This window comes from Bifidobacterium felsineum (genome assembly GCF_002802915.1).
Lineage (GTDB): Bacteria > Actinomycetota > Actinomycetes > Actinomycetales > Bifidobacteriaceae > Bifidobacterium > Bifidobacterium felsineum.
In genome coordinates this window covers 144,793-169,017 of record NZ_PEBJ01000004.1, presented here as the reverse complement: position 1 = coordinate 169,017, position 24,225 = coordinate 144,793, and the positions used below count along the sequence as shown (strand labels likewise).

Here is a 24,225-nt window from a genome sequence, read left to right as displayed (position 1 = left end):
CGAACCCGGAAGCTAAGGCCTGGCACGGCGATGGTACTGCACCCGACAGAGTGTGGGAGAGTAGCACACCGCCGCATTTAACTTTTAAAGTCCGACATCAATCGATGTCGGACTTTTTTGTTCTTTGAACGCAGTGTCGAATGAAGAGAGACACTACTAATGCCGAGGCTCTCTATGGAGTATAAATTCCATAGAGAGCCTCGGCATTTTAGTAATACTGCTACGCGGCCATATGACCCAACGCAATCGCACAGGAGAGCACGAATGCCTCGCGCGGGTCAGTCGCATCCCAACCTGTCGATTCGGCTGCACGCTTCAAGCGGTATCGAATCGTATTCGGATGCACATTGAGCTCCTTGGCGGCCGTTTCCAGTGAGCCTCCGTACTTCAGGAATGTCGATACTGTTAGCAATGTCGGATCGTCAGGTCCCGCAGCTGCCAGGCTGCCATACACCACGTGTACAAGCTCTTCACGCGCATCAGGATCGCCAATCATCGCACGCTCAGGCAAGGCATCGTCGTTGCGGAGTGGACGTGGCAGTTGCGGAACAGCGGCAGCCAGAGCGGGCGCAGCCTGCAGGCAGTAGAGAGCGGTACGAACCGACTTCATCGCGCCTTCCGCGCCACTGCGCTGCGGCCCTAATGACAGCGGGCGTGTATCGTCGAACTCCGACGCAATCGTATTGCAAATCACCTCAGGCGTAGCGGCCCCAACCGGGCGGATCAGGGCCACGACCACGGTATTGGACTTATTCGCGCGTCCGCTATCATCCGCATTCGGCACGACTGGATTACCCATGGCATGCTCGGCCGTCAAACAATCTCCGGCAAAATCGGAAACGATTTTTTCGATGGACTTGCGCGTTCGTGCCGAAGAACGCGCAGGGTAACCGGCGATGGCATAGCAATCGAACTCGCCATCGAAGCCGAGCAACGTGAACAATGAGGTTATGCGCTGGTCGGAAAGCTGGTTAAACAGACATTCGAAAAGAACCTTGCGGATCCGGTCCACAGCAGAAACGTCATTGGCATCGGCTGCATCGGCGGCGAGAAGATCAAGAAAGTCTGAAGGCATACCCAATAGTGTAAACCTTGATGCTGGGGGTTACCGATGATCGGTTGCCTTAGCCAACTCAGCGCGTGATTCACGCCAGTAGGTGAGCACGACAAAGCCGAATACGAACGCCACAGGCAACATGTGCCGCTCGAAATTGTTGGCCGGCGCGGTAATCATTACGCCCATCAACAACAGCAGCGGAATATGCGTCATCAAGGTGAGCCAACGGCGTCGAATCACTTCAGCAGCACCAAACAGCAGCGTCAACACCACGTAGAAATTACCATGCGTCGGCCAGCCCAGCACCGGAATCAAGCCCCAGGACTTGGCGAAAGCGGCGATATGCTCGCGCCAATCATGGTTATACGATTTGATCCACACCGAGTTCTTCTGCACATAGTCGCTGGACACGTAGTAGCCCATGGATACATACGGCTGATCGGTCACATTGAAGTAGCCGAAGCATTTGGCCATCAGTGCGTCGAATGCGATCACAGGATTGTCTTTGACGATATCCAGCCACGCCTTATTGAAGTTCGCCATGTCGTCCGGAGTCACCGTACGCCACTTATAGCTCACCTTTTTGGCCTGAATGCCGGAGGATTTCACCGGGTCGGCATCCTGCTGGGAATAGGCGTCGGCCATTTGATCCTTATTGAACACAGGGGAGAGGTTCTTCATGGCCTCGTCTGAGATGCCATCAGGATTGCGTTGCGCCACGCGCGCGATCATCTGCAGCTGCACGCCCCGGCTTTCGATCGGGTCGCCGCCGATAATCATATTCGAAGAAATGGCATAGGCGATGCCGCCGTGAATCAGCACGGTGGGGATGAGCAGCGCGGCGACATAGGTGGCCCAGCGGCGGCGGTCGGCGATGATGGCCAGCACGATTTGCAGTGCGATGATGTACCACGCGTATTTGGCGGAAATCAGCATCACTGAAGTAGACACGATAAAGGCGATGAAGCTGTGGCGGGGCAGCTTGACCGAGGGCTTCCATGTTTGCGTGAGCTCATACCAGATGCCGAACCACCAGACGAACGCGAACGCGAACAGGGGTGATTTGGTCAGCGAAATCGTGGAGAATACGGCCAGCGGGCACACCATAAAGAACAGGAGAATCAGGAATCGCGCCAAGCCGCCGGCCTGCTGAGGCGTTGCCGAATCCGCGGCTGCGGTTGCATTCATCCACGGTCGGTTCAGGAAGCGATGGGCGGTGGCGGCGCAGCAGAACACCGCGAACAGCATCTGCAGGGCGGCGAGCACCACGATGCCGGCATCGTTCGAACCGGTCACATAGCGCGAGAATGAGGCTGTCGCACCATAGATCAATGTCAGCACGATATTGTGCTGGTCGGTCAGATACGTGGGATTGGAGGGCCACATATAGTGCGCGGTGGGGTAGATGTCCATCGGCACGAACGAGAAGAATCCGATGTAGGGCTGCTTCAATCCCGTCCACTGGTTCCAGGCCCAGCTGAATTCGCGGATCTGCGAGCGGACATCAGCGCCGAATGCGGCGAGCAGCGTAGTGGGAATCCACAGCCAGCCGATGAAGAACACCAGCAGCAGTTTCCAGAATCGGTTCGTGCCGCGCACGATCCAGCGATTGCAGAACAACAGCGCCCGCGCTACCGATGAGACGATAAGGTGCGGAGAGATGCGAAATCGGATTTTGCCCTTAGGATTGCCGGCTTCTGACTTGGCGGCCGTTGCACTATCAGCTGTGCTCTCGACACTGCCAGCGCTTGCGAAGAACCGCTGATCGGCCGCGCTCCATCGTTTGCTGAGTTTGGCGGGCAGTATGCGTCCGATTTTCGCGAGTCGCACCAGAATGACGATAATGCCGAGATATATGACGAACGAGCCGATGAAAATTGCGGTGTTCGCCCAGTTCCAGTGCGCGATGGTGCCGGTCTCGAAATCCCAATACAGCGGGCCGACGGCGGTGCACAAAGACAGCCACAAGCAAGCCAACACCGCTAATGTCCACCGGGCGATGGTGCCAAGGCGGGCGAGCTGCGTATGGGAGCGTGAGTTCGTCGCGGATACGATGGGTTCCGCGACGGCGGCAGGCTTGGATATGGCTGGTGACGTCATGTCAGTCAATGGTAGCCGCACACGCGAACGGCAAGGCTAGTCGTGTGCGTTGATATAAGTAGGCCGCTCCACCGGACCCATACCGCCATACCGCTTGAAGCCCCAGAGGAAGACCAAGGACTTCGCGTAAGCGCCCCAGGCCACGCCGAAAATCAGTACAAGTACGCGAATGAACGGGATGAAATAGGCCACCGCGAGCAGCACTACATCAATGCCGAGCAGCGCTAAGGTGCAGGGGAACGCACGCCAGGGGAACATCGCCGCCAACTTCCACTGCGTGCCCAAAGGATTTTCGAAACGGGCCTGCATCGGGAAGAGATATTCGGCGGTGAGCGTCACAATGACTGCCGCCATAATGAGCACAATCAACGGAATATAGGAGGCGTTGGTGTTCCAGGCAGCCCAGAAGGCAAGGCCGAAGATGATGGCCGCCGCAAGCACCATGATAATAATGCCGGAGATCAGCCCGTGCTTGAACTCCCGCTTGAAGCGGCGCAGGTATTCGCGGGTGAGGCTGATGTCATCGTTTTCGTCGTATGCAAACAGTGTGCTGTACAGCGCCGCACGAGCAGGGCCAATGGTGATGACGGGGATCATCGTCAGTAGATACAACAGATTCAATGCGGTGAAATGCACCAGAGTATCCATGAACCGCCAGAAGGGCGCATTGGTATTGAACTTCATCGTTCCTCCTATTCCTAGGTGATGTTTCACCGATTGCGACACGCTTATTTATAAGTATATAAATAAAAATTCTATTGGTCGAATTCCGCGATTTTCCAACGATTTTCCGGTGTTGCAAATGCGCTGAATGGCCTTAAGGGACGTAGGTGCGGTTGACAGAAAAAATCTTATTTATAAACTTATAAACAAGAGAAAAGAAGACAACGGGTTGCGAAACGGGTCGCACCCATGATGGTCTTCACTGCATTGCTTCAAAGGAGACAAGATGCAGAACGTTGCAACCGCAGACGGCGAAGTCGGGTTTGCCTCGGATAACGTCGCAGCTGCCGACGCCAAGCCGGCGCGTAGCCGTCGTGATCGTCGTGCCGCCAACAAGGCGAAGAAGATGCTTCCTGGTGCCGACTACAACAAGCGCCACGGATTGAAGCTGTTCCTGCTGGTCGCACCCCTGTTGGTTATGGTGGTGCTCTTCAGCTACCTGCCGCTGTTCGGCTGGATTTACGCCTTCTATGATTACCAGCCGCCGATTCCGCTGTCCGAAAGCGAGTTCGTGGGTCTGCAGTGGTTTGAGCTGCTCGTGCAGAACCCGGCTCAGCTGGCCAAGATCGGTCAGGTGTTGATGAACACCTTCGCGATGTCCGGCCTGAACATCCTGACCTCGTTCTTCCCGGTGATCTTCGCCATCGCCCTGAACGAGATTCGCGCGAAGTGGTTCAAGAACCTGATTCAGACGCTCACCACGCTGCCGAACTTCATCTCCTGGGTGCTGGTCTACTCCATCGCCTTCGCGATGTTCTCCTCCTCCGGCATGATCAACGAGCTGCTGCAGAACCTGCACCTGATCACCGAGCCAATCAAGTTCCTTGATTCCGGCGATCACATCTGGCTCAAGATGCTGCTGTGGAACTTGTGGAAGGGCCTCGGCTGGGGCTCCATCATGTACCTCGCAGGCATTGCCGGCATCGATCAGGAACTGTATGAAGCCGCACAGGTGGACGGCGCCAACCGCTTCCAGCAGATCTGGCATGTGACCATTCCGCAGCTGTTGCCGACCTACTTCGTGCTGCTCATGCTCTCCATCTCCAACTTCCTGAACAACGGCATGGACCAGTACTACGTGTTCCAGAACAACTTCAACCAGAAGTGGATCGAAGTGCTCGACCTGTACGTCTACAACGTCGGCCTCGGCAACTCCAGCCTGTCGCTGGGTACCGCGATCTCCATCCTGAAGTCGCTGGTCTCCGTCGCCCTGCTCTTCATCGTCAACTGGCTGTCCAAGCGCACCCGCGGCGAGGGCATCGTCTGATCGGCCAAGCAAAGTCACGCGAGATTTATTAAGGAACAATCATGGCAAAGCAGAAGTCAAGCGTCTCGCCGGCGATGCGTCGCACCACAGGTGAGAAAGTCTACAACGTATTCAACATCGTGCTGCTTTCAGTGTTCGCACTGATCTGCACCTACCCGTTCTACTACTTGATCATCAACTCGCTGTCCGATAACAACCTGTCTGCGGCGGGCGAGGTGACCTGGTGGTTCAAGGGCTTCCATCTGCAGAACTACAAGGATGTGCTGGCGCTCTCCGGCCTCGGCCGCGCGGCATGGATCTCTCTGGCCCGTACCGTGATCGGTACGGTGCTGACCGTGCTCGCCAGCGCCTACCTGGGCTTCATGTTCACACAGAAGAAGATGTGGGCCCGTTCGTTCTGGTACCGCTTCGTGGTTATCACGATGTACTTCAACGCCGGCCTGATTCCGATGTTCATCACGATGAAGAACCTCGGTCTGACCAACAACTTCTGGGTCTACATCCTGCCGGCAGTGGTGCAGCCGTTCAACATCATCCTGGTGAAGACCTACATCGAGTCGATTCCGAACTCCCTGCAGGAGGCCGCCGAGATGGATGGCGCCGGCACCCTGACGATCTTCGGCAAGATCGTGCTGCCGATGTGCACGCCGATCTTGGCCACGGTCGCCATCTTCTCCGCAGTCGGCCAGTGGAACTCCTTCCAGGACACCCTGATCTACATGACCGACGACAAGCTCTACTCCCTGCAGTACCTGCTGTACACGTACATCAACCAGGCCAGCGCCTTGGCCAACGCCGCTAAGGCGAACGCCGCCAACGTTGCCGCCCTGGCCTCCGCAGCCACCCCGACCTCGATTCGTATGACCGTCTCCGTCATCGTGGTGCTGCCGATTATGTTCGTCTACCCGTTCTTCCAGCGCTTCTTCGTCAAGGGCATGATGCTCGGCGCGGTTAAGGGCTGAGGTCATCAAGGAAGCCCGGTGGGCTTCCGACTGACCTCAGCCTGAGCCGGGGCGATAGTCCCGGTGAAGGTCGGATTGAGTCCGAGCGGAGCGAGGTCCGTTCTTGCAGGACTGAGGTCCTCAACTACACAATCAAACTTTTCAAGACAGCACAAGGAAAAAAGAAACAAGGAGGTTTCCGTTATGGAACTCAAGAAGAAGCTCACCTCGGTACTGGCCGTTGGCCTGGCCGCGGCGATGACGTTCTCGTTGGCCGCTTGCGGTGGTGACACCGCAGCTGACGCCAAGGATGATGGCTCGCTGGTCACCATCGATGTGTTCGATTCCCTGGCCAACCAGCAGGGCGAATAAAAGGGCTGGTTCGCCAAGATCGTCAAGGATAAGTTCAACCTGAAGCTCAACATCATCGCTCCGAACGTCTCCGGCGGTGACACCGTGTTCGATACCCGTGCAGCTTCCGGCTCCCTGGGCGACCTGATTATCACCGGCACCGGCAACGGCCGTTTGGAGAAGCTGGTCAAGGCCAACCTGGTGACCGACATGACGCCGTACTACAGCAAGATGACCAACGTCAAGAAATACCAGAACGCTGTGGATTCCGTGACCAAGCAGGCCGGCAAGGACGGCGTGTGGGGTATTCCGCAGGGCGTTTCCTCCTCCGACCCGTCCAGCCCGAGCGAAGGCATGGAGCCTACTTCCGCTCCGTACATCCGCTGGGAGTACTACAAGGAGCTCGGCTACCCTGAAATCAAGGACCTGGATTCCTTCCTCGACGTGCTGAAGGATATGCAGGATCTGGCCCGCAAGGAAACCGGCCAGAACGACATCTACGCCTTCTCCCTGTTCAAGGATTGGGATGGCGATGTGATGAACAACGCCTCCGCCATCGTCAACTGGCTTGGCTACCAGGGCCAGGGCTCCGTGTTCGTGAGCGCTGACGGCAAGGACGTGCAGCCGGCCACCAAGGAAGGCGGCGTCTACGAGCAGGCTCTCGAATTCCTCAACAAGGCCGATCAGATGGGTCTCGTGGATCCTGAATCCACCACCCAGGATTGGGACACCATGCAGAACAAGGTGACCAACGGCAAGACCCTCGTCTCCATCTTCAGCTGGCTGGGCAAGCCGCGTATGAACTCCGATGAGAACAAGGCCAAGGGCGTGGGCTTCATGCTCGCCCCGCTGCAGACCATGAAGGTCTACTCCACCGGTTTCACCCCGGATGGTGACGGCACCACCATCATCGCCATCGGCTCCAAGTCCAAGTACAAGGAACGCATCGCCAAGTTCATCGATTGGCTGTACTCCTCCGACGGCGTGTACGCCGCCGCTTCCAACGCCGGTGGCGCCGCATGCCCGAAGGAACTCGGCTGCTGGACCGAAGGCGAGGACGGCAAGCCTCAGCTCACCGACTTCGGCAAGCAGGCCATGAACGGCGACCACGCCAACCTCAAGATCTCCGACAAGCTTGGCGGCGGCACCTACGACACCGGCTTCTCCCTGCTGAACTTCAAGGCCGTGCAGCAGAACGACATTGACTCCAAGACCGGTGCTGCCTTCAACCCGCAGCTGTGGGAGTCCGAGGCCGACACCTCCGCTCTGTTCCAGGATTGGTCCGAGCACATGGGCGGCGCCACCAGCGACATCGACTACCTCCAGAAGAACAACCTGCTCGCTGTGGCTCCGGGTGCCTCCTACACCACTCCGCAGGAAGAGTCCACCGTCTCCGCAACCCGCAGCTCCATCAAGACTGAGGTCGTCAACGCTTCCTGGAACGCCCTCGTGGCCAAGTCCGACTCCGAGTTCACCAAGGTGCTCAAGGACGCTCGTCAGCAGGTCAAGGATCTCGGTTACGACAGCGTGCTCAAGGTTGATCAGCAGAACGCCAAGGACTGGATCAAGGCTCGCCAGGAAGTCGTCAAGCAGTACGAAGCATCCAAGTGATTCCCCTCTTCGGCAGCCTCCGCTGAGAGACTGCCGAAGTGATCCTTATCACTGGTAACAGCCCTTTCCTCGCATTGCGCGGCGGCCCAGCTCCTTCCGGGCCACCGCGCAATCTCATATCCGAAAGCGATCATCATGCTGATTTTCCCGAAACATTCCCGCATCGTGTTCATGGGTGATTCCATCACCGATGCCGGCCGCGACCGTACCGCCATCCCGGGCGGTTGGGGTTACGGCACCGGCTACGTGAACGCTCTGCATAACCTGCTTACCGCCGTCTACCCTGATCGTGCATTGTGCACCATCAATTCCGGCATCAGCGGCGACGATATCGTGGCATTATCCGAACGCTGGCAGCAGGATGTCATCGATCTGAAGCCGGACTATGTTTCCGTGATGGTCGGCGTCAATGATGCATGGCGATACTTTGACGGACCGCTCTGGCAGGCGCGACTCAACACCGTGGAGGATTTCGAGCGCATCTACGATGAGCTGCTCGAACGCACCAAGGAAGCCCTGCCGGAGCTCAAAGGCATCATCGTCATGCGTCCGTTCATGTTCGAGCCGAATCCGCAAGACCAGATGCGCGCCAAAATCGAGGAATTCGCCGCGGCTTCGAAGCGTGTGGCCGAAAAGCACAGCGCAATCTTCGTGGATACGCAAGCGGCCGTGGACCACTGGCTGACCCAACTGCATGGCTGCCTGGCCAGCCAGGATCGTGTGCACCCATACGAGCGCGGCGCGATGATTATCGCCCGTTCATGGTGCCAGGCTGTAGGTTTCGATTGGAATAGGAGCACATTCGATGATTGATCTGCACACCATCGATCAAGTGATTGCCGCAGGCCCGTATTCAGATACGTGGCAATCGCTTGCTCAGGCTCCCGTGCCGGCATGGTTCCCGGATGCCAAATTCGGCATCTTCACCCACTGGGGCCTCTACACTGTGCCTGAATACCGCAATGAATGGTATTCGCGCAACATGTATATCGAAGGCTACCCGGAATTCGATCATCATCGCGAGGTCTTCGGACCGCAAGCCGAATTCGGGTACAAAGACTTTATCCCGATGTTCACCGCCGAACGATTCAATGCGGATGAATGGCTTGACCTGTTCGCCAAAGCCGGCGCCCGCTACTACTTCCCGGTTTCCGAACATCATGACGGCTACCAGATGTATCGCAGCGAACTTTCGCACTGGAACACGGTGGAAACTGGCCCACATCGCGACATCATCGGAGAGCTGCGCGAAGCGACGTTGAAGCATGGGCTGCACTTTGCCGCGTCCAACCATCGTGCCGAACACTGGTGGTTCATGAGCCACGGCCGAGATTTCGACTCCGATGTGCAAGGTGCCGAAGCGGATACCAAGGGCGGCTTCTACTGGCCGGCCATGCCCGAACGCAACGAGTTCGACATCCACTCCGACCCGCATCCCACTGCCGAATACCTTGAAGACTGGCTGCTGCGCGTATGCGAAATCATCGATAATTACCAACCTGAACTGCTGTATTTCGACTGGTGGGTACAGCATGAATCATTCAAGCCGTACATGCGCAAATTGGCCGCATTCTATTACAACCGCGGTGCCGAATGGGGCAAGCCGACGTCCATCTGCTACAAATACGACGGCATGGCATGGGGCTCCGGCATCGTCGACGTTGAACGCGGCGGCTACGCCGATGCAACGCCGTTCGTCTGGCAAACCGATACCGCCATCGCGCGTAACTCCTGGTGCTACACCACGTCTCTGGAATACAAGGGCGTGGATGAGCTGGTGATCGCGCTGCTGGACGCGGTAAGCAAGAACGGCAATCTCCTGCTGAACGTCGGCCCTCGCGCAGACGGTTCGATTGCGGACCATGATCGCGAACTGCTGGAAACAATGGGTGCATGGATGGCGGCCAACGGCGAAGGCATCTATGGCACCCGTCCATGGCGCATCACGCAGGAGGGTCCGACCGTGGCCGGCTCTGGTATGTTCGCCGATCAGCAGGCAACTGAATACACGGCAGCGGACTGGCGATTCACTACAAAGAACGGTGCGATTTATGCGTTCTGCCTCAACCCGGCCAACGCCGAATCGGTGACCTGCACCACGTTCGCCGCATATCACGACGGCGTCAAACCGCCCTTCAACGGCGTGATCGACACGGTCGAACAGCTTGGTGCAGGACCTGTATCGTACGAGCGCACCAACAGCGGGCTGATCATCGTGCCGGTACAGCGTCCGGGATTTGCCGCAAACCTGCCCATCGGATTCAAAATCACCGTTCAATAAGCACTGCAGCTTGGGTTGCGGCATCGATGCTGGAACCCAAGCAATACCGAAAGAAAGACCATCATGACTGCCATTACCGAAGCCAACGTTGCCGCAGCACGCACGCTGCTCGCCGAGCTTACGCTGGATGAAAAAGTCGATATGATTCACGCTGCCGGCCTTTTCCGCACCGAAGGTGTGCCGAGGCTGGGCATTCCGCCGTTCAAGATGGATGACGGCCCGATGGGTCCGCGCGAGGAGCTGCACAACGACAATTGGGCTCCGCTCTACAACACGCGCGATCGCGTGACCTACCTGCCTTCCGGCTCCGCAGTGGCATCCACTTGGAACCGTGATCTGGCGCATAAGGCCGGTCAGGTATTGGGTGCTGAGGCTCGAGGGCGCGGTAAGGATGTGATTCTCGGCCCCTCCATCAACATCAAGCGCAGCCCGCTGTGCGGCCGTAACTTCGAATACATGAGTGAAGACCCTTATCTGACCGGCGAGCAGGGCGTGGCCTTCGTCAAAGGTGTGCAGGAGTCCGATGTGGCCGCCTGCGCCAAGCATTATGCGGCCAACAGCCAGGAAACCGATCGCTTGGAAGTCGACGAGACCATCAGCGAACGAGCATTGCGCGAAATCTACCTGCCGGCATTCGAAGATGTGGTTAAGCGCGGCGGCGTGCTCTCTCTGATGGGTGCATACAACCTCGTCAACGGCGAGCAGTGCTGCGAATCCAAGCGCCTGCTGGACGATATTCTGCGCGGCGAATGGGGCTTCCGCGGCTTCGTGGTCTCTGACTGGAGCGCCGTCAAGCGCACGGTGGCCAGCGCTCGCGTGGGCCTGGATGTGGAGATGTCCGTAACACCGAACTTCGATGAGTACTACTTCGCGAATCCGCTGCGCAAGGCCGTGCAGAACGGCGAGGTCGACGAAGTGGACATCGATGCCAAGGTGTTGCGCGTGCTTGCCGTCATGGATGCGTTGCACATGCTGCCGGCATATGGTGAGCATGGTGAGCATGGTGCGGAAAACACCGCCCGCAAGCCCGGCTCCTATGCCACGCTCGCACACGCTCAGGCTGCACTGGATGTGGCCCGCGAATCCATCGTGTTGCTGAAGAACGAGGCCGATGACCAAGGCCATACGCTGCTTCCACTCGACGAACATTCGATGCGCCGCGTACTGGTCGTTGGCGCGAACGCCGACCGCATTCACTCCAGCGGCGGTGGCAGCGCGGTCATCAAGGCGCTGCACGAAGTGACGCCGATCTTGGGTCTGAATGGCCAGCTCGGCGGCAACGTGGAGATCGAATACGCACTCGGCTACGACGCCAAGCAGGTGGTACAGGATGATTCCTGGCAGGAAGACAGCTTGGAGAACTCGGTTGACTCTGCTGCCGACGATGCCGAGCGCGCCGCCCACCTACGCGAAGAAGCCGTATCCCTGGCTCGAGAATACGCAGCCTCCGGCGATCCGGTGATTTTCGTAGGTGGACTCGATCACGAATACGATCTCGAAGGCCGCGACCGTGAGAACCTGCAGCTGCCTTACGGTCAGGATGCATTGATCGAAGCATTGCTCGAAGTCAATCCGAACACGATTCTGGTGTTCGTGGCCGGCTCCCCGGTAGCTATGCCATGGGCCGATTGCGCCCGCGCGATTGTCTGGAACTGGTACAACGGATGCGAATCCGGCACCGCGCTCGCCGAGACCCTACTCGGCCGTGTGAACCCGAGCGGACACCTGCCCGAAACGTTCCCGATGGCTCTGGAAGACAGCCCCGCACATTCCATCGGCACCTTCGGCCCCGGCCTCCATGTGCGCTATGACGAGGATATCTTCGTGGGGTACCGCCATTACGAGACCGAGCATGTACCGGTGCTCTTCCCGTTCGGCCATGGACTGGGATATACCACGTTCGATTACAGCGCATGCGATGTGCGACTCGTGGATGACGAGGTTCGTCTGGCCTTCACGGTGACCAATACCGGCAAGCGAGCCGGCAAGGCCGTGCCACAGGTGTACTTCGGTCTGGAGGGTACCGGCGAAAGCCGCCCGATCAAGGAATTGCGCGGATTTACGAAGGTTGAACTGCAGCCGGGCGAAAGCCGCCAGATTGAGCTGGTGCTGGATGCGGCACGTGCGCTGCGCTACTGGTCCAACGAGTCGGGAGCATATGCCCTTGCGCCGGCCGCCCATGTATACGTTGGCGAATCGGTGGCGGACATCCGACTGACTGGATTCCTTGCGGCCTGTGAGGCTGCGGATTCCGATCAATCGAAAGACGGTATGGCTATCACTGCCTGAAACCTCAGCAATTTCAAGGCCTGCTGTGGATTGCTTAATGCAATCTGCGGCAGGCCTTTTGCGTTGTATTGCGGTATTTATGCGGCAGTTAGTACAGCACTGGCGTGTCGAAATTGGTTATTTATAGACTTATAAATAAGATAAATTTCAACACAACGTACTCGCAATGAAGGAGACGTAACAATGAAGTTCCTCAATGGTGGATGGCTTGTCAAAGACGGCTTCGACGTCAAGTACGCGGCCAATGTATACACGGCGAACGTCGAAGAGAAGAAGCTCACCCTGTTCTGCCCGTTCGGTGTGCCGATTCATCACCCTGGCCAGACCCTGGACGGCGGCATCCTGACCATCGAAGTCACCAGCCCGCGCGAAGACATCATCACCACCAGGCTCATCAACTTCAAGAAGAATCGCAGCCACTGCCCGAAGTTCGCGCTCAATGAGTCCGACCCGTCCGTCACCATCGCCGAGGATGACGACAAGTGGTCCTTCACTTCCGGCAAGCTGACGTTGGAAATCTCCAAGGGCGAAACCATCGACTTCAAGTACATCTATGACGGCAAGGTCATCGCCCACTCAGGCTGGCGCGCCAAGGGCCTCGTCACCGATCCGGAAGGCCGTCTGCACGTTTCCGAGCAGCTGGATCTCGGCGTCAGCGAGAAGATCTACGGCCTGGGCGAACGCTTCACCAACTTCGTCAAGAACGGCCAGACCGTTGACATCTGGAATGAAGACGGCGGCACCGGCACTGAGCAGGCATACAAGAATATTCCGTTCTACCTGTCCAACAAAGGCTACGGCCTCTACGTCGACAACCCCGGCAAGGTCAGCTTCGAAGTCGGCTCCGAGAAGGTCTCCCGCGTGCAGTTCTCCGTGCCCGGCGAAGAGATGAGCTACTCGGTGATCGGTGGCAAGGATTTGAAGGGCATTCTCAACACCTACACCGACCTGACCGGCAAGCCGCCGCTGGTGCCGGATTGGAGCTACGGCCTGTGGCTCTCTACCTCCTTCACCACCGACTACGACGAGAAGACCGTGATGGAATTCGTCGATGGCATGGCCAAGCGCAACATTCCGCTGTCCGTGTTCCACTTCGACTGCCGTTGGATGAAGGAACTCGAATGGTGCAACTTCGAGTGGGATGAGACCAAGTTCCCCGATCCGGAAGGTCTGCTCGCCAAACTGCATGAGCGCGGTCTGAAGGTGTGCGTGTGGATCAACAGCTACATCGGCCAGAAGTCCCCGCTGTTCGAGGAAGGCGCCAAGAAGGGCTACTTCATCAAGGATGCCAACGGCGAAGTCTGGCAGTGGGATAAGTGGCAGGCCGGCATGGCCATCGTCGACTTCACCAACCCTGAAGCCACCAAGTGGTACCAGGACAAGCTCAAGCACCTTGTGGCCCAGGGCGTCGACTGCTTCAAGACCGACTTCGGCGAGCGTATCCCCACCGAAGGCGTGCAGTACTACGATGGCTCCGACCCCGAGCTGATGCACAACTACTACACCTACCTGTACAACAAGGCCGTGTACGACGTGCTGGTGGAAACCAAGGGCAAGGACGAGGCGATCCTGTTCGCTCGTTCCGCCACCGTGGGCGGCCAGCAGTTCCCGGTGCACTGGGGTGGCGACTGCTCCTCCAACTATCCGTCTATGGCCGAATCCCTGCGCGCCGGCCTGAGCTTCGGCATGTCCGGCTTCGGTTACTGGAGCCATGACATTGCCGGCTTCGAAGACAAGCCGACCCCGGATCTGTTCAAGCGTTGGACCCAGTTCGGTCTGCTCTCCTCCCACTCCCGCTACCATGGTTCCACCGAATACAAGGTGCCGTGGCTGTACGGCGACGAGGCCGTGGAAGTCTCCCGTGAGTTCACCGAACTCAAGCTCAAGCTCAAGCCGTATCTGGAAGCTATGGCCAAGGAGACCCATGAGACCGGCGTGCCGATGATGCGCGCAATGGTGCTTGAGTTCCCTGCCGACCCGGCCTGCGAAGACATCGACACCCAGTACATGCTGGGCGACGACCTGCTCGTGGCACCGGTGTTCTCCGAAGACGGCACCGCTCGCTTCTACGTGCCGGATGCTGGCGGTGACCACGCTGGTGAGGCATGGGCCAACCTGCTGACCGGCAAGACCTACGAGCCGGGCCGCTGGTACACCGAACAGTACGACTACCACACTCTGCCTGTACTGGTTCGCCCCGGCTCCGATCCGCTGGCCTTCTGAGTCCCAATTATTATTGGCTCCCCTTGAGCCGCCGTAGCCGACTCAAGGGGAGCCTCAAAGACTTTGCAATAAAGGTAAGAATCATGACCCTGTTCAACGTCAAGCCGGCACGGCGCATCGCCTCCGGATTCCACCCGGACCCCACCATCTGTGAAACCCCGCAGGGCACGTACCTGATGGTCAATAGCTCATTCGAGTTCTTCCCGGGGCTCCCGGTCTTCGAATCCGAAGACGGCGAACATTGGCACAAGATCGGTGACGCGATGAACCGCCCCGAACAGTTCCCGTACAAGACGATGGACAACAGCCAGGGCATATACGCGCCGACCTTGCGTTACCACGATGGCACGTATTACCTCATCGTGACCAACGTGAACACCGGCAACATGATTCTTACCTCAACCGATCCGCACTCTGGCTGGTCGGATCCCATCTGGGTGGAAGGCTGGCCCGGCATTGACCCGAGTCTGTTCTTTGACGACGATGGCACCGCCTATATCTGCGGTAACGAAGGTGGAGAACCGGATGAGAACGGCGAACGCGAACCTGCAGGCATCTACCTGTCAAAAATCGACGTCGCCACCGGAACGGTGCTGACCAAGCGCAAGCGCATCTGCGGCGGCATCACCGGCTCCAATCCGGAGGGTCCGCACATGTATAAGCGCGGCGGCACCTACTACCTGATGTGGGCGGAAGGCGGCACCGAATCCGGGCATATGGAGAATATCGCGCGCTCGGATTCGCCGGAAGGCCCGTATGAGATGTACCCGGGCAATCCGCTGATCACCAATCGTTCCACCCACCTGACTTTGCAGGCCATCGGCCACTGCGATTGCGCGCACTTCGAGGCTAATCGCACGCTGATGGTGTTCCATGGCACTCGCAACAACAATGAATATCCAGCCCAGGGCTGGGTTGGTCGCGAACCGTACGCCGTCTGGTTCGATTGGAAGGATGGCTGGCCCGAGCTGGCTGATCAGTCATATGACTGCGACCTCAATGGTCATAATGATTCATTGGAATCAGACGTTGAATGGATTACTCCCGGCATCGATTCGGACAAGCAGTACATCGTATCGTCCGGACATGCCATGGCACCGGCTACCACCAATAACGCGACCATCACCGTGCACGCGGCCGCACAATCATTCGATCTGACCCACGGTGCGCCGATGATCGGCACCCGTCAGACCGACCTGCGTTTCGAATTCGGCGCAACATTGGCGGACGCCCGCGCATTATCCCTTGGCGAAGCAGGCGTTGCCGTATACGCCAACAGCCATCACTACCTGACCATCGCAGTGCGCGCTTCCGACGCCAATGGATTGATCCGCGTCAAAGCCACCGCCCACAACGCCGGACTTGCCACGGTGGTGGGCACAGTAGCTGTACCGGCAAGCGCCAAGTTGCGCTTGATTGTGCGCGGCGACGAATCCGGATACGACTTCGCCGTGGCCAACACCAGCGCATTCGCGGGCGGCGAGCAGTTGCTCGGCCATGTGCCGGGCAAACTGCTGAGCTTCACCAATGCGGGCGGCTTCACCGGCATCCTGCTCGGCGTCTATGCGCACGGCCAAGGCAACATCACCTTCAACAACGTGCATTACAGCGTGCAGCAATAGCGGCGGAATAACACCGCAAAGGAGCATCAGATGACACCTTTATTTGACACGTTCCTCTTCGGCGGCGACTGGAACCCCGAGCAGTGGCCTGAAGAAACATGGGAACACGATCTCGCCATGCTCGAGGACGCGCACATCAATGAGGCGACCATCAACGTCTTCTCCTGGACGCTGCTGCAGTCCGGCGAGGAGACCTACGATTTCACCATGCTCGACAAAATCGTGGCGCTCCTAGTCAAGCATCGCTTCAACATCGTGTTCGCCACCGGCACTGCCGCACTGCCTGCATGGATGGTGCGCGAACATCCTGAAATCATCCGCACCACATTCGAAGGCCGGCGCCATGTGTTCGGCGGACGTCATAACTTCTGCCCAAACAGCACCTACTTCCGTGCGGTTTCCGGCAAGCTCGCCGGCAAAATAGCCGAACGATATGCCGGCACTGCAGGCTTGAAGGCCTGGCATATCGGCAACGAATACGGTGGAGGCGGCGGCCTGTGCTACTGCGAGGCATGCGCTGAAGCGTTCCGCGTATGGCTCAAAGCCAAGTACGGCACCCTCGAGGCACTCAACAAAGCATGGTGCGCGAACTTCTGGAGCCACACCATTGTGGATTGGGCGGATATTGTGCCGCCGGTCGGCTACGGTGATGGCATCGGATCCGATTGGGATCCTCGCAAATGCGTAATTTCCGGTTTGCTCATCGACTATCGCCGATTCCAGAACGAATCCCAGCTCGCTTGCTTCACGAACGAGCGCGATGCCGTGCGTCAGTTCGACTCTGTGACACCGATCACCACCAACCTCATGGGCACCTTCAAGGACCTCGACTACTTCACATGGGGGTCGGAAATGGACGTAATCAGCTGGGATAACTACCCGGGTATGGGTATGCCGGCAAGTCGCGTGGCCTTGAACCACGATCTGATGCGTGGCGTGGGCGGCGGTAAGCCGTTCATGCTGATGGAACAGACACCGAACCAGCAGAACTGGTTCCCCTACTGCAAAGTCAAGCGCCCCGGCGAGGTTGCCGCGTTGAGTTGGCAGGCTGTGGCGCATGGCGCGGATACAGTGCAGTTCTTCCAGATGCGGCAGTCTCTGGGCGGCTGCGAACGCTTCCATGGTGCCGTGATTGCGCATGATGGCACTGAAGAATCCCGAGTCTTCCGTGAGACTGCGGCGCTCGGCGAAGCGCTCGCCAAAGTCGCACCTCACATCATGGGCTCCGAAGTTCGCGCACATGTGGCCGTTATGTTCGACTGGGAAAGCTACTGGTCGTTGGAAGGTTGCGTGGGGCCCATCGCAGGCTTCTCCTACCCGGACGAAGTCCACCGCTTCTACCGTGCATTCAACCGTCGCGGACTCGCCGTGGATATCATTCCCAGCACCACGCCAGCAGCTGAACTCGCCCGCTACGCCATTGTGGCGGCGCCGACGCTGATCATGGTCAAGCCCGGCGTAGCCGAAGCCGTTGAAGCATATGTGCACGATGGCGGGCGATTCATCACCGGCTACATGTCCGGTATTCACGACGAGCATGATCTGGTGATTCCAGACGGCTACCCTGGCCCATTCCGTACGCTCGCCGGTGTGTGGGCCGAGGAAATCGACGCGATGGCGCCGGGGGAGACGATTCCGGTGTCGTTCGGTTCGCCTGCCGACTCGACTGCCGATGCGGTCGAGGCAAACGGCGAAATCGTTGCCAGCATCATGCATTTGGAAGGTGCCCGTGCGCTCGCCACCTATGGCGGCAACGAATTCTATGCCGGCACGCCAGCCGTTACCGTGAACACGTTCGGCAAGGGCGAGGCTTACTATGTGGGCACTCCGCTCAGCGAGCCCGGCATGGATGCGTTGGTGCAGCCGATAGTGGAAGCGGCCGGTCTGGTTTCGGTTTCCACTCCGGATGGCGTCGAAGTCGCCGAACGATACGCGGATGATGGCCGAGTGTTCACCTTCGTCATCAACCTGACCGACCGTGAGCAGCAGGTTACGTTGCCGGCCCTGTCCGGTGCCGCCGACTTGCTGGCGGGTGGTGCCGTGTTGGAAGCTGGCTGCACACTGGACCCGTATCAAGTCATTGTGGCCGCGCACTAAGGGTCGTGCGGCTGCACAACATAAACATCGCAGGCCTTGTTGATTCGTTCATCAATACGAATAGCAAGGCCTGTTAAACTACCGGTATTGCTCCGTTTCATGCTGGTGTGGAAGCGTCAACGAGGCGAAAGGAGTAGCCGGAACAGCCGAGGAGGGCATATGGAAAGCACGCGCGTGCTGACATTTGATGTGGGGTACAGGTTTATTCGTCATGCCGTGGTGACTGACGGTATTCAGGATGTGCCGGCCGCTTTTGCCACGCCTAAGGAAGATTCCGAAGCCTTATTCGATGGCATTGCCAATGTTGTGCGCCAACAGCAGGAACCGATTGATGGCATCTCATTGAGCCTGCCCGGATTCGTTGACGTCAAGAAGCAGCGCACCATTACTGGTGGTGCAATCAATGCTTTGTATAAGCAGAATGTAGGCAAGGAACTGCACCGCAGACTCGGCGATGATCTGCCGATTTGGGTGGAGAATGATGCGAATTGTGCAGCCATTGCCGAACGATATGCCGGCAACGCACGCAAACTCGATGATTTCGTAGTGTTCACCATTACCGATGCCGGTGTGGGTGGCGCGCTGTTTTTGGATGGGCATATTCGCCGCGGTCGTGATTGGCGTGCCGGTGAGCTCGGCATGATGATCACGAACTATCAGACGGAAGGTGCACGATCGCTGCATGAATACTCGGCCACGGATCGGTTGAGTGAACGTTATGCGGAGAAGTTCGGAGGACCGGCCGAAATCGTAGTGCCTTCCAGCCTACTGCGCCGTATGAATGACCCGGAAGTGCGTGGCATCGTAGAGGAATGGGCGCAATACATCGCCGTAGGCATCTATAACGTGGTGGTATCGCTCGACCCTGAATGCGTATTGCTGGGCGGAGCGGTATGCCAGGAAACGGCGTTCATGCCGCTGGTGGAGCAGGCCTTGGATGCGATTCCATATTGGAAGGACTTTGCAACCCCCATCAAGCGCTGCCGGAACGTGAGTTACGCCGGACTGATTGGTGCCTACTATGCGTTTGTGACCGAGCTGCAGAAGTAGGGGGAATGCGCGCATATGCGCGCGTAATGGAATGAGCGGTACCGGCTATGTGAGACCGGTACCGCTCATTCCATTACGTGCGTGGCAAAGCTTTTTTTACAGTTCCCTCGCGGCGAGCGTGAACTCCTGCAAGCATTGGCCGCTTGCAGGGTCGTATTCGGACGGGTCTCGGAAGCCTTTCCAAACATTCTCCGGAAAGATCTCTTCGGAGAATGCCATCCATTCCTCCAACAGATTGACGGAATGATCGGCAAGCCAACGATACTGCAGGCCATCCATCGCAGACATCGACAGCGTATAGAGATGGTAGAGTCGCTCCTCATCGTATCCGGGCGGCAGAATCCAATTCATCGAACCAATCTGTTCCCAATTGCGCAAATGCCGGCCGATGAAGAATCGGTGGGCGGGATGCGCGGGATTTAAAGCCTCGCCGTTAAGCATGGAGAACAATTGCACCATTTCCGGGCGTTGCAGGTTGTACAGGACTACATTGATGCAGTAGCGCGGGAAGCAGTAGCAGAAATGACCATCGAAATCGGTCACGGTGGCAGTGGAAGCATTGTATTCGTCGGCTTCGGGCGTATCGTAACCCTCGGCAAGCACCATATTGAGCAGTTCGTTCTTTGAACGAATGTAATGATACAGTGCCGCTTCGGTAATGCCGATTTCATCGGCGATATCCTGCAACGACATACCCCAGAAGCCCTTGGAGGCAATGACCTTGACGGCGGCCTGCATGATCTGCAGATGCCGTTCCTCAGGGCTCATGCGCTTGCGCTTTTCGAAGGTGGTGCCGGACGTGGTGTCGCGGACCACGGCTTGGCGGGTGGTTCTGGACGCCGCAGGCCAGCTGTTCTGATCCTGCAAGAATTGTTCCCATGCTGCAACGGGCATTGATGACCTCCCTCCAACGCAAATGTGTGCGCTCACAATGCTTCCATAGTGTACGCTATCGGGTGCTATTCGAACAGTCGTTTCATCCAGCTGATAGCAAGCTCGGGCCAGACCTGAACGCATTCGAATACGCAGGCCGGGTTCGCTTCCCATGCGGTTTCGATGGTGCCGAGCGCAAGTCCATGACCGCCTTCGGGGAAGAGGTGTGCTTCAACCGGCACTTGGGCGGCTTTGCATGCTGAGATGAGCATGAGACTGTTCTCCACGGGCACGCAATCGTCAGTGACGGTATGCCAGAGGAAGACCGGTGGCGTCTTGGCATCGATATGCTGCTCAACGGAAAGCTTCTCAAGCCATGCGGTATCGGTGTTGCGACCGTCGCCGAGCAGCGCATCGAAGCTGCCGCGATGTGCATATTCGCCGGAAGTGATGACCGGGTAGCCAAGAATCAGCGCGTTCGGGCGAACCTCATCCGGGTCATAACCGTTGGCCTGCTCGTCGTCATCGCCTGCGGAGGTGGCGAGATTGGCGGCAAGATGCCCGCCTGCGGAGAAACCGGCCACGGCAATACGATCAGGGTCGGTATGCCATTCGCTGGCATGAGAACGGATGAGGCGCATGGCTTCGGCGGCTTCGCACAAGGCGGTCGGATACACGCTGGGCTTGCAGGAGTAACGCAGCACGAACGCGTTATAACCAGCGCCGACGAACTTCAACGCGATGGGCTCGGCTTCGCGGTCGGAAGTCATTTCATAGCCTCCGCCCGGAATGATCAGCACAGCCGGGCGCTTGCGATTCGGGTCGACTTCCGGGGAATTATCAATAACATAGCCGACGAATTGTGCAGTGGTGCCATCGATGCCTTCGATGGCGCGATCAATGTATTGCATGGCAATCCTTTGCGTCAGACGTGGGGTTGGCTTCTCCGAGCGGTAGAAGCCAACCCCAAAATAATCAGTGAAATCAGTGGACTAGAAGGTGACGGTGACCTCGACGTCATCGGCATCCTGGGCGGACGCTCGCACCAGAGTGCCATCAACGGGCTGTCCGTTTACCTTGAGCGTGCGCTCGCCGGTGCGTTCCAAAGCAATGTGATAGGTCTTGCCCTGATACTTGCGGGTGACGTTGAGGTTCGTGTACTCGGCGGGCAGATGCGGCTCGATGGCGAGACCGTCCAAAGTCGGGCGAATGCCGAGCAGATACTGGGACACATCCACGAACGTCCAAGCAGCGGTGCCGGTGAGCCAGGAGTTCTTGCCTTCACCGGGTACAGCAGCTTCAGGGCCGGCTACCATCTGGCAGTACACGTACGGCTCAACCTTGCGAATGTCGGACTTATCCTCCAGCCAAGCCGGGCAGTTGCGGCGGTAGACGGCGAACGCTTCATCGTCATTGCCGGCAACGGCGTTGGCGATGGAAATCCACGGATTGTTGTGGCAGAAGATGCCGCCGTTCTCCTTGTAGCCGCGCGGATAGGTGGAAATCTCACCCAATTCGATACGGTAGGTGGAGTAGGCGGGGGCAAGGATCGCAGTACCCCACTCGCAGGTCAGACGATCGCGCACTGAAGTGAGCGCAGCCTGGGCCTTACCATCGTCGAGACCAATGCCGGCCATAACGCACATGCCCTGCGGTTCGATGAAGATCTGGCCCTCGTTATCGGTGTGGGAACCAACCGGACGAGAGTAAGCATCGTAGGCGCGGACGAACCATTCGCCATCCCAGCCGGCAGTCTTGACGGCCTCGGTCATATCCTTGATTGCCTCGTGCACATGGGCAACCTCAGCGCTGGTCTCGCTGGAGGACATGCCGCAGTCGGTGCCATAATGCTCAAGAATATCGGCGTATTGACCGCCGTAGAGCACGAACATGCCGCCGATGAACACGCTCTCGGCGATGCCGGTGTCGTTGTTTTCCACGGTCTGGAAGCTTTCGCCCGGGGTGGCGGAGAAGCAGTTGAGGTTCAGACAGTCATTCCAATCCGCACGGCCGATCAGCGGCAGCTTGTGCGGGCCGAGATGGGTCATCGTGTAATTGGCGGAGCGGCGCAGGTGCTCGAGCAGCGGAGCTTCGGAGCCCTCGACGTTGTTGAACGGCACCGGTTCGGTGAGAATGCTGGTGTCGCCGGTTTCGGCAAGGTAAGCGTAGGTGCCGGCGATGAGCCACAGCGGATCATCGTTGAAGCCACCGCCGATATCGGCGTTGCCCTTCTTGGTGAGCGGCTGGTACTGATGCCAGGCGGAACCGTCCTCCATCTGGGTGGAGGCGATGTCGATGATGCGCTCGCGGGCGCGTTCGGGCACGAGGTGCACGAAGCCGAGCAGGTCCTGGTTGGAATCGCGGAAGCCCATGCCGCGGCCGGTGCCGGACTCCCAGTAGGAGGCGGAGCGGGACATGTTGAACGTGACCATGCACTGGTACTGATGCCAGATGTTGACCATGCGGTCCAGTCGTTCGTCACCGGATTCAACGGTGTAGATGCTCAGCAGCTGGTTCCAGTAATCCTTGAGTTCGGCCAGTGCAGCTTCGATCTGTTCGACGGTGGCGAAGCGCTCGTAAAGGTCATGAGCGGACTGCTTGTTGATGATGCCCACCTTGGCGGGGTCGTTCGGATCCTCCCACTTTTGATCGGTGGGGACTTCAATGTAGCCGAGCATGAACACTAGCGAGCGGGTTTCGCCGGGCTGAAGGGTCAGACGCACGCGGTTTGCGGCAATCGGCGACCAGCCATGTGCATAGGAGTCGTGGGCGTGGCCTTCGGCGATGACCTGTGGAGTATCCCAGCCGTTGAACTGACCCAGGAAGGTCGCACGGTCGGTATCGAAGCCGATGGTCGGCGTGTTCACGGACCAGAATGCGTAATGGTTGCGGCGCTCCTTGAACTCGGTCTTGTGGTAGAGCAAGGTTGCATCTTCGCGCTGCTCGATTTCAACTTCGCCGGTGGACAGGTTGCGCTGGAAGTTCGTGGAATCATCCACGGCATTCCATAGGCACCATTCCACTGCGCCGGTGATATCGATGGTCTTGGTGAAATCGGTGGTGTTGGTTACATCGAAACGGTTAATTTCCGCGTTGGTGTGCAGTGGCACGAATGCGGTCAGCGTGGTCTTGATGCCGGACTTTGCGGCTTCGAACACGGTGTATCCGATGCCATGGCGACACTGGTAGGAATCCAGCGGGGTCTTGGTCGGAAGGAAGGTGGGAGAGAAGGTCTCAACCGGGGTTGCGTCGGTTCCTTCGCCGCTCATAATGCTCACGTAGTAGTTGCGTGCGCCGTTGTCGGCAGGAACGCCGTTGTAACGGTAGCGGGTGATGCGGCGCAACTTGGCGTCCTTGTAGAAGGAGTAGCCGCCGGCGGTGTTGGAAATCAGCGAGAAAAAGTCTTCATTGCCGAGGTAGTTGATCCAGGGCAGTGGGGTGGCGGGAGTCTCGATGACATACTCGCGGGCTGCGTCGTCAAAATGACCGTATCGCATAGTGTTCCTTTCGGCTGCGTCATTGCTGCTGCGGCGTTGTGTCGTCTCTGTTGCCGCATCGTGCGTCTTTGGTACTGCTTCAGCATAGCACTTATTTATAAAGTTATAAATAAGGGTGCATTGGGCGTGTGGCTGTGACTTTGCCCACGTGTGAACGTTCACATGGTGATGGTGGGCAAAAACCTTAATTTTAAGCCGTTTTTTCGTGGGATTGTTGGGCTCTTTGGCATCCATAATGCGGTA

At 58.1% G+C, this 24,225-nt stretch carries 17 protein-coding genes; 11 read left to right on the top strand and 6 right to left on the bottom strand.

All coding sequences use genetic code 11. From position 1 onward, the window contains the following. Window positions 1-220 precede the first annotated feature (220 nt). Genes CSQ86_RS08410 through CSQ86_RS08400 form a run of 3 tightly spaced genes read right to left on the bottom strand, consistent with a single transcriptional unit; the run spans window position 221 to window position 3,841 of the window. Window positions 221-1,075 carry a PucR family transcriptional regulator gene (locus CSQ86_RS08410; protein ID WP_100494664.1) on the bottom strand — a complete coding sequence of 285 codons (855 nt, stop codon included), beginning with the start codon at window positions 1,073-1,075 and terminating at the stop codon, window positions 221-223. Window positions 1,076-1,105: 30 nt separating this feature from the next. Continuing rightward, complete coding sequence (locus CSQ86_RS08405) at window positions 1,106-3,157, bottom strand: DUF6020 family protein (protein WP_165773813.1); 2,052 nt, start codon at window positions 3,155-3,157, stop codon at window positions 1,106-1,108. Window positions 3,158-3,193: 36 nt separating this feature from the next. After that, a complete protein-coding gene (locus CSQ86_RS08400; protein ID WP_100494661.1) occupies window positions 3,194-3,841 on the bottom strand; it encodes a YesL family protein in 648 nt (215 codons plus the stop codon). A 265-nt stretch (window positions 3,842-4,106) separates the two neighbouring features. On the opposite strand from CSQ86_RS08400, the gene CSQ86_RS08395 reads away from it, so the two are divergent. The 11 genes from CSQ86_RS08395 (at window position 4,107) to CSQ86_RS08350 (ending at window position 19,612) form a co-directional block, all read left to right on the top strand. Beyond that, on the top strand, window positions 4,107-5,147 hold the full coding sequence (locus tag CSQ86_RS08395) for an ABC transporter permease (RefSeq protein ID WP_100494660.1): 1,041 nt from the start codon (window positions 4,107-4,109) through the stop codon (window positions 5,145-5,147). A gap of 41 nt (window positions 5,148-5,188) precedes the next feature. Continuing rightward, window positions 5,189-6,109, top strand: coding sequence for a carbohydrate ABC transporter permease (locus CSQ86_RS08390; RefSeq protein ID WP_033891610.1), 921 nt, complete (start codon window positions 5,189-5,191; stop codon window positions 6,107-6,109). A 183-nt stretch (window positions 6,110-6,292) separates the two neighbouring features. Next, complete coding sequence (locus CSQ86_RS09930; RefSeq protein ID WP_243387771.1) at window positions 6,293-6,460, top strand: hypothetical protein; 168 nt, start codon at window positions 6,293-6,295, stop codon at window positions 6,458-6,460. Window positions 6,461-6,478: 18 nt separating this feature from the next. After that, on the top strand, window positions 6,479-8,050 hold the full coding sequence (locus CSQ86_RS08385; RefSeq protein ID WP_341476027.1) for an extracellular solute-binding protein: 1,572 nt from the start codon (window positions 6,479-6,481) through the stop codon (window positions 8,048-8,050). A 135-nt stretch (window positions 8,051-8,185) separates the two neighbouring features. Beyond that, window positions 8,186-8,863 carry an SGNH/GDSL hydrolase family protein gene (locus CSQ86_RS08380; protein WP_100494659.1) on the top strand — a complete coding sequence of 226 codons (678 nt, stop codon included), beginning with the start codon at window positions 8,186-8,188 and terminating at the stop codon, window positions 8,861-8,863. Further along, on the top strand, window positions 8,856-10,331 hold the full coding sequence (locus CSQ86_RS08375; protein WP_100494658.1) for an alpha-L-fucosidase: 1,476 nt from the start codon (window positions 8,856-8,858) through the stop codon (window positions 10,329-10,331). Before CSQ86_RS08380 ends, CSQ86_RS08375 begins: the two co-directional genes overlap by 8 nt. Window positions 10,332-10,394: 63 nt before the next feature. Continuing rightward, complete coding sequence (locus CSQ86_RS08370) at window positions 10,395-12,620, top strand: beta-glucosidase (protein WP_100494657.1); 2,226 nt, start codon at window positions 10,395-10,397, stop codon at window positions 12,618-12,620. Between the two features lie 183 nt (window positions 12,621-12,803). Beyond that, complete coding sequence (yicI, locus tag CSQ86_RS08365) at window positions 12,804-14,843, top strand: alpha-xylosidase (RefSeq protein WP_100494656.1); 2,040 nt, start codon at window positions 12,804-12,806, stop codon at window positions 14,841-14,843. An 83-nt stretch (window positions 14,844-14,926) separates the two neighbouring features. Then, on the top strand, window positions 14,927-16,465 hold the full coding sequence (locus tag CSQ86_RS08360) for a glycoside hydrolase family 43 protein (RefSeq protein ID WP_100494654.1): 1,539 nt from the start codon (window positions 14,927-14,929) through the stop codon (window positions 16,463-16,465). A gap of 30 nt (window positions 16,466-16,495) precedes the next feature. After that, window positions 16,496-18,562, top strand: a complete 2,067-nt coding sequence (locus CSQ86_RS08355; RefSeq protein ID WP_100494653.1) for a beta-galactosidase — start codon at window positions 16,496-16,498, stop codon at window positions 18,560-18,562. 159 nt (window positions 18,563-18,721) lie between these two features. Further along, window positions 18,722-19,612: an ROK family protein gene (locus CSQ86_RS08350; RefSeq protein WP_100494651.1), complete on the top strand. Its 891-nt coding sequence runs from the start codon at window positions 18,722-18,724 to the stop codon at window positions 19,610-19,612. A gap of 96 nt (window positions 19,613-19,708) precedes the next feature. On the opposite strand, the gene CSQ86_RS08345 is transcribed toward CSQ86_RS08350, so the two are convergent. From CSQ86_RS08345 to CSQ86_RS08335, 3 genes are all read right to left on the bottom strand, one after another. After that, entirely contained in the window at window positions 19,709-20,506 is a 798-nt protein-coding gene (locus CSQ86_RS08345; protein WP_100494650.1) for a TetR/AcrR family transcriptional regulator, read from the bottom strand. Window positions 20,507-20,571: 65 nt separating this feature from the next. Beyond that, the gene (locus CSQ86_RS08340; RefSeq protein ID WP_100494649.1) at window positions 20,572-21,396 is read right to left on the bottom strand and encodes an alpha/beta hydrolase; all 825 of its coding nucleotides are present in this window, start codon (window positions 21,394-21,396) and stop codon (window positions 20,572-20,574) included. A gap of 81 nt (window positions 21,397-21,477) precedes the next feature. Further along, on the bottom strand, window positions 21,478-23,982 hold the full coding sequence (locus CSQ86_RS08335) for a glycoside hydrolase family 94 protein (protein ID WP_100494648.1): 2,505 nt from the start codon (window positions 23,980-23,982) through the stop codon (window positions 21,478-21,480). Window positions 23,983-24,225: the final 243 nt, after the last annotated feature.

What these genes read in the sequence shown, in the direction of transcription:
- CSQ86_RS08335 (WP_100494648.1), bottom strand. Translation starts at nt 23,982, where the DNA reads ATGCGATACGGTCATTTTGACGACGCAGCCCGCGAGTATGTCATCGAG.
- CSQ86_RS08360 (WP_100494654.1), top strand. Translation starts at nt 14,927, where the DNA reads ATGACCCTGTTCAACGTCAAGCCGGCACGGCGCATCGCCTCCGGATTC.
- CSQ86_RS08390 (WP_033891610.1), top strand. Translation starts at nt 5,189, where the DNA reads ATGGCAAAGCAGAAGTCAAGCGTCTCGCCGGCGATGCGTCGCACCACA.
- CSQ86_RS08400 (WP_100494661.1), bottom strand. Translation starts at nt 3,841, where the DNA reads ATGAAGTTCAATACCAATGCGCCCTTCTGGCGGTTCATGGATACTCTG.
- CSQ86_RS08350 (WP_100494651.1), top strand. Translation starts at nt 18,722, where the DNA reads ATGGAAAGCACGCGCGTGCTGACATTTGATGTGGGGTACAGGTTTATT.
- CSQ86_RS08380 (WP_100494659.1), top strand. Translation starts at nt 8,186, where the DNA reads ATGCTGATTTTCCCGAAACATTCCCGCATCGTGTTCATGGGTGATTCC.
- CSQ86_RS08375 (WP_100494658.1), top strand. Translation starts at nt 8,856, where the DNA reads ATGATTGATCTGCACACCATCGATCAAGTGATTGCCGCAGGCCCGTAT.
- CSQ86_RS08395 (WP_100494660.1), top strand. Translation starts at nt 4,107, where the DNA reads ATGCAGAACGTTGCAACCGCAGACGGCGAAGTCGGGTTTGCCTCGGAT.
- CSQ86_RS08345 (WP_100494650.1), bottom strand. Translation starts at nt 20,506, where the DNA reads ATGCCCGTTGCAGCATGGGAACAATTCTTGCAGGATCAGAACAGCTGG.
- yicI (WP_100494656.1), top strand. Translation starts at nt 12,804, where the DNA reads ATGAAGTTCCTCAATGGTGGATGGCTTGTCAAAGACGGCTTCGACGTC.
- CSQ86_RS09930 (WP_243387771.1), top strand. Translation starts at nt 6,293, where the DNA reads ATGGAACTCAAGAAGAAGCTCACCTCGGTACTGGCCGTTGGCCTGGCC.
- CSQ86_RS08405 (WP_165773813.1), bottom strand. Translation starts at nt 3,157, where the DNA reads ATGACGTCACCAGCCATATCCAAGCCTGCCGCCGTCGCGGAACCCATC.
- CSQ86_RS08355 (WP_100494653.1), top strand. Translation starts at nt 16,496, where the DNA reads ATGACACCTTTATTTGACACGTTCCTCTTCGGCGGCGACTGGAACCCC.
- CSQ86_RS08340 (WP_100494649.1), bottom strand. Translation starts at nt 21,396, where the DNA reads ATGCAATACATTGATCGCGCCATCGAAGGCATCGATGGCACCACTGCA.
- CSQ86_RS08370 (WP_100494657.1), top strand. Translation starts at nt 10,395, where the DNA reads ATGACTGCCATTACCGAAGCCAACGTTGCCGCAGCACGCACGCTGCTC.
- CSQ86_RS08410 (WP_100494664.1), bottom strand. Translation starts at nt 1,075, where the DNA reads ATGCCTTCAGACTTTCTTGATCTTCTCGCCGCCGATGCAGCCGATGCC.